Origin of the sequence: Streptomyces sp. NPDC021225, assembly GCF_044332865.1 — a bacterium.
Lineage (GTDB): Bacteria > Actinomycetota > Actinomycetes > Streptomycetales > Streptomycetaceae > Streptomyces.
Genome location: NZ_JBIRPV010000001.1, coordinates 679,423 through 692,196 on the forward strand (window position 1 = coordinate 679,423; position 12,774 = coordinate 692,196).

Consider the following 12,774-nt stretch of genomic DNA (forward strand, 5'->3'; position numbering starts at 1 on the left):
AGCCAACCCGGTGCCGCGGCCTACGGCCCGGCCGGACCGCCCACGGTCACATGGTCGATCAGCTCCTCCACCCGCCCCAGCAGCGCCGGCTCCAGATCCCTGTAGGAGCGGACGGAGGACAGGATCCGCTGCCACGCGGCCCCCGTGTTCCCGGGCCAGCCCAGCGCCCGGCAGACGCCCGTCTTCCAGTCCTGGCCGCGCGGCACCGTCGGCCAGGCGGGGATGCCCACCGAGGAGGGCTTCACGGCCTCCCACACGTCGATGTAGGGGTGCCCGACGACCAGGACGTGCTCGCCGGTGACCTCGGCCGCGATACGGGACTCCTTCGTGCCCGGGACCAGATGGTCGACCAGCACGCCCAGGCGGGCGTCGGGGCCGGGGGAGAACTCGCGGACGATGGCGGGCAGATCGTCGATCCCCTCCAGATACTCCACGACCACGCCCTCGATGCGCAGATCGTCCCCCCACACCCGCTCGACCAGTTCCGCGTCGTGGCGCCCCTCGACGTAAATGCGCCCCGCGCGGGCGACGCGCGCACGGGCCTGGGGGAGCGCGATGGAGCCGGAGGCCGTGCGGCGCGGGGCCGTGGGGGCGGCGGCGCGCGGGCGCACCAGGGTGACGACACGGCCCTCCAGGAGGAAGCCGCGCGGCTCCATGGGGAAGACCCGATGTTTGCCGAAGCGGTCCTCCAGAGTCACCGTGGCGCCCTCCGCGGTCTTCTCGCAGCGGATCACGGCACCGCAGAACCCGGTGGTGACCTCCTCGACGACCAGATCGGGGTCGGCGGGCACCTCGGGCGCGGGCGCCTGGCGCTTCCAGGGCGGGGTCAGGTCCGGGTCGTACTGTCGCACCCGAGTGACCCTAGCGCCGCAGCGCCGCCGTCAGGAGGACACGCCGAAACGAGCCGCGAGTTCCGCGCGCTGCGCCCGGACGAAACGGGCATCCACGGCGGCGCCGTGCCCCGGGACGTACACCGCGTCCTCGCCGCCGAGGGCGAGCAGCCGGTCCAGCGCGGCGGGCCACTGGCCCGGGATCGCGTCGGCACCCGCCTGGGGCGCCCCCGACTCCTCGACCAGATCCCCGCAGAAGACCACCTCGGGCTCGCCCGGGGCCTGCCCGGCGGCGAGCACGGCCAGGTCGTGGGCGGTATGGCCGGGGCCCACGTTCGCCAGCAGGACGGTCCGGCCGCCCAGGTCCAGGGTGAGCTCGCCGCACACCGCGTGGTGCGGCCGCACCAGGTGGTCGGCGGCCTCCCCGGCGGCCCCGGGGTCCGCGCCGTGGCGCACCGCGTCGTCACGCAGCACGTCCCCCTCGCGGCGCAGCAGTTCGTCGAGCCCGGCGGCCCCGTACACCTGGCAGCCCGCGAAGGCGGCGGTGCCGAGGACATGGTCGAAGTGGGGGTGGGTGAGGGCGATATGGGTGGGGCGGCGGCCGAAGAGGCGAGTGATCTCGCGGCGCACCCAGGCGCCCTCGGCGAGGTCGGCGCCGGTGTCGACAACCAGGACGCCGGTCCGCCCGGCGATCGCGCCGACCGTCGCGTCCCAGCCGGGCAGGCGGCACCGGACCACGGACGGCGTGAGATGTTCCCAGCGCGCCTCTTCCCAACGGGTGTCCATACGGAGACGCTAGCTCCAGCGGTGGCAAAGCGTCGGCTCTTGCCCCCGCCACGGCACCCCGCCGTACACTGGCTGAGGGTTCTGGCACTCGTGACCATTGAGTGCCAGGGGGAACACCTGATGAGACGGCTGGACTGGAGGTGCGCGGTGCTCAGCGAACGCAGACTCGAGGTACTGCGTGCGATCGTCCAGGACTATGTGGGGACGGAGGAGCCGGTCGGCTCCAAGGCCCTCACGGAGCGGCACCGGCTGGGCGTCTCCCCGGCCACGGTGCGCAACGACATGGCGGCTCTGGAGGACGAGGGCTATATCGCCCAGCCGCATACGAGCGCCGGGCGCATTCCCACGGACAAGGGCTATCGGCTGTTCGTCGACAAGCTGGCCGGGGTGAAGCCCCTGTCCACGCCGGAGCGGCGGGCCATCCAGAACTTCCTGGACGGTGCCGTGGACCTCGACGACGTGGTGGGGCGCACGGTCCGGCTGCTCGCGCAGCTGACCCGGCAGGTCGCGGTGGTGCAGTACCCGTCGCTGACCCGCTCGACGGTCCGCCATGTCGAGCTGCTGTCGATGAGCCCGGCGCGGGTGATGCTGGTTCTGATCACCGACACCGGGCGGGTCGAGCAGCGCATGGTGGACTGCCCGGCGCCCGTGAGCGAGGAGTCGCTCGCGGACCTGCGGGCCCGGCTGAACAGCAGGGTCGTGGGCCGGCGGTTCTCGGATGTGCCGCGGCTGGTGCAGGACCTGCCCGAGTCCTTCGAACAGGAGGACCGGGGGACCGTCTCGACGGTCCTGGCCACGCTGCTGGAGACACTGGTCGAAGAGACCGAGGAGCGGCTGATGATCGGCGGCACCGCCAATCTCACCCGCTTCGGCCATGATTTCCCCCTGACGATCCGGCCCGTGCTGGAAGCGCTGGAGGAGCAGGTCGTCCTGCTCAAGCTGCTCGGCGAGGCGAAGGACTCGGGTATGACCGTACGGATCGGGCATGAGAATGCTCACGAGGGCCTGAATTCCACTTCGGTCGTGGCGGTCGGCTACGGTTCGGGCGACGAGGCGGTCGCCAAACTCGGCGTGGTCGGACCGACCCGCATGGACTACCCCGGAACGATGGGAGCGGTACGCGCAGTGGCACGTTACGTCGGACAGATCCTGGCGGAGTCGTAAGTGGCGACGGACTACTACGCAGTCCTGGGCGTGCGGCGTGATGCCTCGCAGGACGAGATCAAGAAGGCATTCCGCCGGCTCGCTCGCGAGCTGCACCCGGACGTGAATCCGGATCCCAAGACCCAAGAGCGGTTCAAGGAGATCAACGCCGCCTACGAGGTCTTGTCCGATCCCCAGAAGAAGCAGGTCTACGACCTGGGCGGCGACCCGCTTTCCGCCTCGGGCGGCGCCGGGGGCGGCGCGGGCGGCTTCGGCGCGGGCTTCGGAAACTTCTCCGACATCATGGACGCGTTCTTCGGCACCGCCTCGCAGCGCGGCCCGCGGTCCAGGACCCGGCGCGGCCAGGACGCCATGATCCGCCTCGATGTGGAGCTGAACGAGGCGGCCTTCGGGACCACCAAGGACATCCAGGTCGACACCGCGGTCGTCTGTACGACGTGCAGCGGCGAGGGCGCGGCGCCCGGCACCACGGCGCAGACCTGTGACATGTGCCGCGGCCGCGGCGAGGTGTCCCAGGTGACGCGGTCCTTCCTCGGCCAGGTCATGACCTCCCGGCCGTGCCCGCAGTGCCAGGGCTTCGGCACCGTGGTGCCGACCCCGTGCCCGGAGTGCGCGGGCGACGGGCGGATCCGCTCGCGGCGGACGCTGACGGTGAAGATCCCGGCTGGTGTGGACAACGGCACCCGGATCCAGCTCGCCGGCGAGGGCGAGGTCGGCCCGGGCGGCGGCCCGGCGGGCGATCTGTATGTGGAGATCCACGAGCTGCCGCACCCGGTCTTCCAGCGCCGCGGCGACGATCTGCACTGCACGGTGACCATCCCCATGACGGCGGCGTCCCTGGGCACCAAGGTGCCCCTGGAGACGCTCGACGGCCTGGAGGAGGTCGACATCCGGCCCGGCACCCAGTCCGGCCAGTCGATCCCGCTCCACCAGCGCGGCATCACCCACCTGCGCGGCGGCGGCCGGGGCGACCTGATCGTCCACGTCGAGGTCCAGACCCCGTCCAAGCTCGACCCGGAGCAGGAGGAGCTGCTGCGGCGGCTGGCCAAGCTGCGGGGCGAGGAGCGGCCGCTAGGCGAATTCAAGCCAGGACAGCAGGGGCTGTTCTCGCGCCTTAAGGATGCGTTCAACGGACGGTAGGCGTCCGGCCGGGGGTCCGGGGGGTGGCCCCCGGGGGATGCGGTAAGCCAGGACAGCAGGGGCTGTTCTCGCGCCTTAGGGATGCGTTCAACGGACGGTAAGCGCCCGGAGCCCCTCGGGGACGCGGTCCGTCCAACGGGCCCTGAGCCGAGTACAGATCGGTGCGGAGGACATGACACGATGTTGTCATGTCGTCCGCGCTGACCGATCTCTTTCGGTACCCGATCGTGCAGGCCCCGATGGCGGGCGGGGCCTCCTGCCCGCAGCTGGCCGCCGCCGTTTCCGAGGCCGGCGGCCTCGGGTTCCTCGCCGCCGGTTACAAGACGCCGGAGGCGATGTACGAGGAGATCAAACAGCTGCGGGGGCAGACCGCCCGGCCCTTCGGCGTGAACCTGTTCATGCCGCAGCCCCTCACCGCCGACCCCGCCGCCGTCGCGGTCTACCGCGAGCAGCTCGCCGGGGAGGCGGCCTGGTACGACACCCCGCTGGGCGACCCCGACGCGGGCTCCGACGACGCGTACGACGCCAAGCTGGCCGTTCTGCTCGACGACCCGGTCCCGGTCGTCTCGTTCACCTTCGGCTGCCCCACCCGCGCCGTCCTCGACGCCTTCGGCAGGGCCGGCACGCGGACGGTCGTGACCGTGACCTCGCCCGCCGAGGCGCAGGCCGCGCAGTGGGCGGGCGCGGACGCCGTGTGCGTCCAGGGCGTGGAGGCGGGCGGCCACCAGGGCACGCACCGCGACGATCCGCGCGCCGACGGCACGGGTGCCGGGCTCGGGCTGCTGTCGCTGCTCGCGCTGGTCCGGGAGGTCGTACAGATCCCTGTCATCGCGGCGGGCGGGCTGATGCGCGGCTCGCAGATCGCCGGGGTGCTGGCCGCGGGCGCGGTCGCGGCCCAGCTGGGGACCGCGTTCCTGGTCTGCCCCGAGTCGGGGGCCAACGCCCTGCACAAGCGGGCCATGACCGATCCGGTGTTCGGCCGCACCGAGCTGACCCGGGCCTTCTCCGGGCGTCCCGCGCGCGGGCTGGTCAACCGCTTCATGCGCGAGCACGGCCGCTACGCCCCGGCCGCCTACCCCCAGGTGCACCACCTCACCTCGGGGCTGCGGAAGGCGGCGGCGAAGGCCGGCGACCCGCAGGGCATGGCGCTGTGGGCGGGGCAGGGGCACCGGCTGGCCCGGGAGCTGCCCGCCGCGCGGCTGGTGGATGTGCTGACGGTCGAACTGGACGCGGCGCGTGAGGGGTTGGGCATCGCCTTGGACAAGGGGACCGTGTCATGACCGCTCCCGTCTTCGTGGCCGACTCCCTGGCGGGGGCGGCCGTGGGGGCGCGGCTGGCGCTCGAGGGGCCGGAGGGGCGCCACGCCGTGTCGGTGCGCCGGCTGCGCGTCGGCGAGCCGGTGGTGCTGACGGACGGGGCCGGTACGGGAGCCTTCGGCGCCGTGGCGGCCGTCGAGGGCAAGGACCGGCTGGTGGTCGAGGTGGCCGAGGTGCGCCATGAGGCGCCGCCGAGCCCGCGGATCACCGTGGTCCAGGCGCTGCCGAAGGGCGACCGCGGCGAACTGGCCGTGGAGACCATGACGGAGACCGGCGTGGACGCCATCGTGCCCTGGGCGGCGGCGCGTTGTGTCACCCAGTGGAAGGGCGAGCGCGGCCTGAAGGCGCTGGGCAAGTGGCGGTCGACGGCCCGGGAGGCGGGCAAGCAGTCGCGCCGGCTCGTCTTCCCCGAGGTGGCGGACGCGATGACGACCCGCCAGGTTGCCCGTCTTCTGGCCGAATCCGACTTCGCGGCCGTGCTCCATGAGGAGGGCGCCGAGCCGCTCGCGACCGCGCCGCTGCCCGGCGAGGGAAGCGTGGTGCTCGTGGTCGGCCCGGAAGGGGGCGTGTCTCCCGAGGAGTTGGCGGCCTTCGCCGAGGCGGGCGCGCGCCCGTACCGCCTGGGGCCGACCGTGCTGCGCACCTCCACGGCCGGGACGGCGGCGGTCGCGCTGCTGCTGGGCCGTACGGGCCGCTGGAGCTGAGGCCGCCCCGCCGCACCGCCCGCCTCTTCCGCCCCGGCCGCTCGGCGGATCATGTGGCCGAGTGTGCACTTCCGGTTCACCCCGCCCCGGTGGGAACCTTTCTGTATGGGGGCATTGAGGCATCAAAGGAACGGGCTCTTCGCGGTGGTGGCGGTGGCCCTGGCGATCGGCGCCCTGGCGGCGTGCGAGCCCAGGAACGACTCCGGACTCAACTCCATCGGCGTGGCGTTCACCACGGACCGGGTCAGCACGCGCGCGCTCGAGAAGGGCGGCATCGACGTGCGCTGGATGACCTGCAACGCGGATGTGAAGGGCAAGCACACCTCCGGCCCGTCGAGGGACGCGAAGGCATCCGTGGACTGCCGGGGCAGGACCAACGACGACCGCGCGATCCGGGTCACCGGCACCGTCACCTACGAGCGCAAGAACATCTGCGTACGGGGCGACCTGACCGCCAAGGTGGACGGCCACCAGGTCTTCCAGGCGAATGTGATCGGCGACTGCAACGCGCGGAAGACGGGGCATCCCAGGCCGTCCCGGAGCACCACCCACCCGTGGGACAAGCGGACCACGGAGGGCACGGACGGCACGAAGGGCACGGAGACCAGCGGCAAGTAGCGGGAGCCGGTGGTCGGTGACGCACGCTCTCGGCGGGTGGTGTGAGACCACCACGCGGTTCCGGCGCGCGGCCTCCGGGCCTGCCGGTAGCATCCGGTGCCGTACCGGCCGACGACGCGTAAGGAGCCACCGGTGGCGGGAGAACCGCAGGCCGACTGCCTGTTCTGCAAAATCGTCTCTAAAGAGGTGCCGGCGACCGTCGTCCGCGAGACCGACACGACCCTCGCCTTCCGGGACATCAACCCCCAGGCGCCGACCCACGTCCTGGTGATCCCCAAGGTCCACTACCCGGACGCCGCCTCCCTCGCGGTCGCCGAGCCGCAGATCGCCGCCGACATACTGCGCGAGGCGGGCACGGTGGCCGCCGACGAGGAGATCGACGGCACGGGCTTCCGCGTCATCTTCAACACCGGTTCGGGCGCGGGCCAGACCGTCTTCCACGCGCACGCCCACGTCCTGGGCGGCCGCGGCTTCAACTGGCCCCCCGGGTAGACCCGTTGTCCGTACGTGAACTGGTCGTCCTGGGCACCGCGAGCCAGGTGCCGACCCGACACCGCAACCACAACGGCTATCTGCTGCGCTGGGACGGCGAGGGCCTGCTCTTCGACCCGGGCGAGGGCACCCAGCGCCAGATGCTGCGGGCGGGGGTCGCGGCCCACGACATCGACCGGATCTGTGTCACGCACTTCCACGGGGACCACTCGCTGGGCCTGGCCGGGGTGATCCAGCGGATCAACCTGGACCGGGTGCCGCACCCGGTGACCGCGCACTATCCGGCGAGCGGGCAGCGCTTCTTCGAGCGGCTGCGCTACGCGACCGCGTACCGCGAGACCGTACCGCTGGCCGAGGCGCCGATCAGCGGCGAGGGCGGGGTCCTGGCGCGGACCGCCGGGTACACGCTGGAGGCGCGCAGGCTCTCCCACCCGGTCGAGTCCTACGGCTACCGCCTGACCGAGCCCGACGGCCGCCGCATGCTGCCCGAGCGGCTCGCGGCGCACGGCATCCGCGGGCCGGAGGTCGGCCGGCTCCAGCAGGAGGGGGCGCTGGAGCGGGAGGGGCACACGGTCACGCTGGAGGAGGTCAGCGAGGTGCGGCGCGGGCAGCGCTTCGCCTTCGTCATGGACACCCGGCTGTGCGAGGGCGCCCATGCCCTGGCGCAGGGCTGTGACCTGCTGGTCATCGAGTCCACCTTTCTGGACGAGGACGAGCCGCTGGCGGTCGAGCACGGGCATCTCACGGCGGGGCAGGCGGCGCGGCTGGCCGCGGAGGCGGGGGTGCGGCACCTGGTGCTGACCCACTTCTCGCAGCGGTACGGCGACCCCACCGACTTCGAGCGCCAGGCGCGGGCGGCGGGCTTCGCGGGGGAGCTCACGGTGGCGCAGGACCTGATGAGCGTGGCGGTGCCCAAGCGGCGCTGAGCGCTCGGGGCCGGCCGCTCAGGGGGCCGGCCGGTCGGCGGTACGGCCCCGCTGTCGGTGCCATCGTGCACACTGGCCGCAGTCGCATCCAGCGGCCGCATTCATCCGCATTCGCCACACCATGCGGTGGCATTCGCTGAACGAGATCCACGAGATTCACTGAACGAGATCGACCGAACGGGACCGGCGACGAGGCCGGTCCGATCTGGGAGCCCACGGTGACCACAGACCACGGCCAACCGCTCGCGGCGGAGTACCAGTACCCGGCCGAGTACCCGCTGCTCGACCCGCTCGAGGCCGTCCGCAGACCCGGCGACCCCGGCTGTGACGTCTATCTCACCGGCTCGGTCTTCCTGGACATCATCTTCACCGGCCTGGACTCCGCCCCCGTGCGCGGCACCGAGTCCTGGGCGCGCGGCATGGGCTCCAGCCCCGGCGGGGTGGCCAACATGGCCACCGCGCTGGCCCGCCTGGGCCTGCGCACGTCCCTCGCCGCCGCCTTCGGCGACGACATGTACGGGGACTACTGCCGCGACGCCCTGGACCGCGGCGAGGGCATTGACCTGTCGCTGTCCCGTACGGTGCGCGGCTGGCACTCCCCGGTGACCGTGTCCATGGCCTACGAGGGCGAGCGCACCATGGTCTCCCACGGCCATGAGGCGCCGCCGCCCGAGGAGCCCGCTCCCAGCTGCCCGCCCCCGGCCCGCGCCGCCATCGCCTCCCTGGTCCCGGGGAGCCGCGAGGAGTGGGTCACCCAGGCCGTCGGCCACGGCAGCATGGTCTTCGCGGACGTCGGCTGGGACGACACCGGCCGCTGGGACCCGGCCGACCTCGCCGATCTCGAGCACTGCGAGGCGTTCCTGCCCAACGCGGCCGAGGCGATGCGGTACACCCGCACCGAGTGCCCGCGCGCCGCCGCCCGCGCGCTCGCCGACAGGGTGCCGCTCGCGGTGGTCACCCTGGGCGCCGAGGGGGCGTACGCGGTGGACGGGCGCACCGGCGAGACCGCCGAAGTGCCCGCGATCGCCGTGGAGGCCCTGGACCCGACCGGGGCGGGCGATGTGTTCGTCGCGGGCTTCGTCACCGGCACCCTCGCCCAGTGGCCGCTCGCCGACCGGCTGGCCTTCGCGGGGCTGAGCGCCGCGCTGTCCGTGCAGGAGTTCGGCGGCTCCCTGTCGGCGCCCGGCTGGGTGGAGATCGCCGCCTGGTGGCAGCACGCCAAGTCGTACGACGACCAGAACCCCTCCGCGCTGCGCCGGTACGCCTTCCTGGACCGGATCCTCCCGGCGGCCGCCCGCCCCTGGCCGCTGCGCAGGGCGGTGCCCACGATCGGCTTCCGGCAGGCGTGAACCACATCCGGCACCTCCGCCACCCCGGCCACCCCCGCCGCCCCCGACACCTCCGCCACCTCCGGCAAAGCAGCCCGGTAAAAGGGCTCGGGTCTTGTCGGTGCTCCGTCGTACCCTTGTACTCGAGGTTGTCGAGCAACGAGAACCCCGCAAGAGGAGGTAGGAGCAGGCCTCAGAGCCGGCCCATGACGCAACCAACCACAGCACGCCAGGCGCATGCGCAGTTCAAGGTCCCGACCAAGCACCCGATGGTCATGGTGCTGGGATCGGGCGATTCGCTGCTGCGCGTCATCGAGAAGGCCTTCCCGGAGACCGACATCCATGTGCGGGGCAATGAGGTCAGCGCGACCGGGGACCCCGCGGAAGTCGCCCTCATCCAGCGTCTGTTCGACGAGATGATGCTGGTGCTCCGCACCGGTCAACCGATGACAGAGGACGCGGTGGAGCGCTCGATCGCCATGCTGCGCTCCGCGGAGAACGGCGAGACCGGCGTGGAGTCCCCCGCCGAGGTGCTCACGCAGAACATCCTCTCCAACCGCGGCCGCACCATCCGCCCCAAGACCCTCAACCAGAAGCGCTACGTCGACGCCATCGACAAGCACACCGTCGTGTTCGGCATCGGCCCGGCCGGTACCGGCAAGACCTATCTGGCCATGGCCAAGGCGGTCCAGGCCCTGCAGTCCAAGCAGGTCACCCGGATCATCCTGACCCGGCCGGCGGTCGAGGCGGGCGAGCGGCTCGGCTTCCTGCCGGGCACGCTCTACGAGAAGATCGACCCGTATCTGCGCCCGCTGTACGACGCGCTGCACGACATGCTCGACCCCGACTCCATCCCGCGCCTGATGGCCGCGGGCACGATCGAGGTCGCGCCGCTGGCGTATATGCGCGGCCGCACGCTCAATGACGCGTTCATCATTCTGGACGAGGCACAGAACACGAACCCCGAGCAGATGAAGATGTTCCTCACCCGGCTCGGCTTCGACTCCAAGATCGTGATCACGGGTGATGTCACCCAGGTCGACCTCCCCAACGGGACCAAGAGCGGTCTGCGCCAGGTGCAGGAGATCCTGGAGGGCGTCGAGGACGTCCACTTCTCCCGGCTCACCAGCACCGATGTGGTCCGCCACAGGCTGGTCGGCCGTATTGTCGACGCGTACGAGTTGTACGACAGCCGGAACGGAAAGTAAAACAACACTCTTATGGCGATCGACGTCAACAACGAATCCGGCACGGAGATCGACGAGCGCGCGGTGCTGGACGTCGCCCGTTACGCCCTGGCCCGGATGCGTATCCACCCGCTCTCCGAGCTCTCGGTGATCGTCGTCGACGCCGACGCCATGGAGCAGCTCCACATCCAGTGGATGGACCTGCCGGGGCCCACCGATGTCATGTCCTTCCCCATGGACGAGCTGCGCCCGCCCGCGAAGGACGACGAGGAGCCCCCGCAGGGCCTCCTCGGGGACATCGTGCTCTGCCCCGAGGTCGCCAAGAAGCAGGGGGAGGAGGCGCCGACCGGACACTCGATGGACGAGGAGCTCCAGCTCCTCACCGTCCACGGCGTCCTCCACCTCCTCGGCTACGACCACGAGGAGCCGGACGAGCGTGCCGAGATGTTCGGCCTCCAGGCCGCCATCGTCGACGGCTGGCGCGCCGAGCGCGGCATGACCGGCCCCTCCCCGGCCCCCACGACCCGATGACCGGCCGACTGATCACAGCCGCCGTGCTGCTGGTGGTGGTCGCCTGGCTGGCGGCCTGCGCCGAGGCCGGCCTGGCCCGCACCACCCGCTTCCGCGCCGAGGAGGCCGTGCGGGCCGGGCGGCGCGGCAGCGCCAGGCTGATGCAGGTCGCCGAGGACCCCACCCGCTATCTGAACGTCGCGCTGCTGGTGCGGGTCGCCTGCGAGATGGCGGCCGGCGCGTTCGTCACCTACGCCTGTCTGCGCGAGTTCGACGAGACCTGGAAGGCGCTGACCATCGCGATCGGCGTGATGGTCCTCGTCTCGTATGTGGCCGTCGGCGTCTCGCCGCGCACCATCGGCGCCCAGCACCCGCTGAACACCGCGACCGCCGCCGCCTATGTGCTGCTGCCCCTGGCCCGGGTCATGGGCCCCATCCCGCCCCTGCTGATCCTCATCGGTAACGCCCTCACCCCCGGCAAGGGCTTCCGCAAGGGCCCGTTCGCCTCCGAGGCCGAGCTGCGCGCCCTGGTGGACCTCGCGGAGAAGGAGTCGCTGATCGAGGACGACGAGCGGCGCATGGTGCACTCCGTCTTCGAGCTCGGCGACACCCTGGTGCGCGAGGTGATGGTGCCGCGCACCGACCTGGTGGTCATCGAGCGGTTCAAGACCATCCGCCAGGCCCTGACCCTCGCGCTGCGCTCCGGCTTCTCCCGGATCCCGGTCACCGGGGAGAACGAGGACGACATCGTCGGGATCGTCTACCTCAAGGACCTGGCCCGCAAGACGCACATCAACCGGGAGGCCGAGTCCGAGCTGGTCTCCACCGCCATGCGGCCCGCCGCCTTCGTGCCCGACACCAAGAACGCGGGCGACCTGCTGCGCGAGATGCAGCAGGAGCGCAACCACGTCGCGGTCGTGGTCGACGAGTACGGCGGCACGGCCGGGATCGTCACCATCGAGGACATCCTCGAGGAGATCGTCGGCGAGATCACCGACGAGTACGACCGTGAGCTCCCGCCGGTCCAGGACCTGGGCGACGGCACCCACCGCGTCACCGCCCGGCTCGGCCTGGACGACCTCGGCGAGCTGTACGGCACGGACCTGGACGACGAGGACGTGGAGACCGTCGGCGGGCTGCTGGCCAAGTCGCTGGGGCGGGTGCCGATCGCGGGCGCCACGGCGGAGGTCGCGGTGGAGGACGGCGGGCCGGACTCCGACCTCAAGTCGCTGCGGCTGACCGCGGAATCCACGGCCGGCCGGCGCAACCGGATCGTCACGGTCCTGGTCGAGCCGGTCCGCGCCACGACGGAGACCGAGCCGGAGGACTGAGGCCACGGCCCTCGCCGGACCGTGCCGCCTATGCTCGTCCGCATGAGCGAAGCCGCACCCCTGGACCCCGAAGACCGCAAGATCGTCACCCTCGCCCGCTCCGCGCGGGCCCGCAACGGCGTCCCGGAGGGCGCCGCCGTACGCGACGAGACGGGCCGTACGTATGTCGCCGGCACCGTCGCCCTCCCCTCGCTCCCGCTGAGCGCGCTGCGGACCGCCGTCGCCATGGCGGTCGCCAGCGGGGCGAAGTCCCTGGAGGCCGCGGCCGTGGTGACCGACGCGGAGGCCCTCCCGGACGAGGACCTCGCGGCCGTGCGCGACTTGGGCGGGGAGGGCACCCCGGTGCTGCTGGCGGGCCCCGACGGCGGGCTGCGCACCACGGTCCAGGTCTGAGCGGCCCATACATCTGAGCGGCCCATACATAGAGGTCAGGCCCTCATAG

14 protein-coding genes are annotated in these 12,774 nt (G+C 72.2%); 12 read left to right on the forward strand and 2 right to left on the reverse strand.

Annotation, left to right across the window (positions count from 1 at the left end; genetic code table 11):
* Positions 1–20: 20 nt before the first annotated feature.
* Together ACH4S9_RS03005 and ACH4S9_RS03010 are read right to left on the reverse strand one after the other, a co-directional pair.
* Positions 21–851, reverse strand: coding sequence for a DUF3097 domain-containing protein (locus tag ACH4S9_RS03005; RefSeq protein ID WP_311722488.1), 831 nt, complete (start codon positions 849–851; stop codon positions 21–23).
* A 30-nt stretch (positions 852–881) separates the two neighbouring features.
* The gene (locus ACH4S9_RS03010) at positions 882–1,616 is read right to left on the reverse strand and encodes an MBL fold metallo-hydrolase (protein WP_311722489.1); all 735 of its coding nucleotides are present in this window, start codon (positions 1,614–1,616) and stop codon (positions 882–884) included.
* 147 nt (positions 1,617–1,763) lie between these two features.
* Between ACH4S9_RS03010 and hrcA the strand changes: the two genes are divergently transcribed.
* From hrcA to ACH4S9_RS03070, 12 genes are all read left to right on the forward strand, one after another.
* Positions 1,764–2,780, forward strand: a complete 1,017-nt coding sequence (gene hrcA, locus ACH4S9_RS03015) for a heat-inducible transcriptional repressor HrcA (RefSeq protein ID WP_311722921.1) — start codon at positions 1,764–1,766, stop codon at positions 2,778–2,780.
* Positions 2,781–3,920, forward strand: a complete 1,140-nt coding sequence (gene dnaJ / locus ACH4S9_RS03020; protein WP_311722491.1) for a molecular chaperone DnaJ — start codon at positions 2,781–2,783, stop codon at positions 3,918–3,920.
* Positions 3,921–4,108: 188 nt separating this feature from the next.
* Positions 4,109–5,200, forward strand: a complete 1,092-nt coding sequence (locus ACH4S9_RS03025) for a nitronate monooxygenase (RefSeq protein WP_385341939.1) — start codon at positions 4,109–4,111, stop codon at positions 5,198–5,200.
* A complete protein-coding gene (locus ACH4S9_RS03030; RefSeq protein ID WP_352128502.1) occupies positions 5,197–5,940 on the forward strand; it encodes a 16S rRNA (uracil(1498)-N(3))-methyltransferase in 744 nt (247 codons plus the stop codon). The genes ACH4S9_RS03025 and ACH4S9_RS03030 overlap by 4 nt, the downstream gene beginning before the upstream one ends.
* Before the next feature lie 105 nt (positions 5,941–6,045).
* Positions 6,046–6,558 carry a hypothetical protein gene (locus tag ACH4S9_RS03035; RefSeq protein ID WP_311722495.1) on the forward strand — a complete coding sequence of 171 codons (513 nt, stop codon included), beginning with the start codon at positions 6,046–6,048 and terminating at the stop codon, positions 6,556–6,558.
* 132 nt (positions 6,559–6,690) lie between these two features.
* A complete protein-coding gene (locus tag ACH4S9_RS03040; RefSeq protein ID WP_311722497.1) occupies positions 6,691–7,050 on the forward strand; it encodes a histidine triad nucleotide-binding protein in 360 nt (119 codons plus the stop codon).
* Positions 7,051–7,055: 5 nt separating this feature from the next.
* Positions 7,056–7,976, forward strand: coding sequence for a ribonuclease Z (locus tag ACH4S9_RS03045; RefSeq protein ID WP_398369408.1), 921 nt, complete (start codon positions 7,056–7,058; stop codon positions 7,974–7,976).
* A gap of 218 nt (positions 7,977–8,194) precedes the next feature.
* Positions 8,195–9,325 carry a PfkB family carbohydrate kinase gene (locus tag ACH4S9_RS03050; protein ID WP_385341944.1) on the forward strand — a complete coding sequence of 377 codons (1,131 nt, stop codon included), beginning with the start codon at positions 8,195–8,197 and terminating at the stop codon, positions 9,323–9,325.
* 185 nt (positions 9,326–9,510) lie between these two features.
* Positions 9,511–10,512, forward strand: a complete 1,002-nt coding sequence (locus ACH4S9_RS03055; RefSeq protein WP_311722499.1) for a PhoH family protein — start codon at positions 9,511–9,513, stop codon at positions 10,510–10,512.
* Between the two features lie 12 nt (positions 10,513–10,524).
* Positions 10,525–11,022 carry an rRNA maturation RNase YbeY gene (ybeY, locus tag ACH4S9_RS03060; RefSeq protein WP_311722500.1) on the forward strand — a complete coding sequence of 166 codons (498 nt, stop codon included), beginning with the start codon at positions 10,525–10,527 and terminating at the stop codon, positions 11,020–11,022.
* Positions 11,019–12,332, forward strand: coding sequence for a hemolysin family protein (locus ACH4S9_RS03065; protein WP_311722501.1), 1,314 nt, complete (start codon positions 11,019–11,021; stop codon positions 12,330–12,332). Before ybeY ends, ACH4S9_RS03065 begins: the two co-directional genes overlap by 4 nt.
* A 30-nt stretch (positions 12,333–12,362) precedes the next feature.
* Positions 12,363–12,725, forward strand: a complete 363-nt coding sequence (locus ACH4S9_RS03070; RefSeq protein ID WP_311722502.1) for a cytidine deaminase — start codon at positions 12,363–12,365, stop codon at positions 12,723–12,725.
* Positions 12,726–12,774 lie beyond the last annotated feature (49 nt).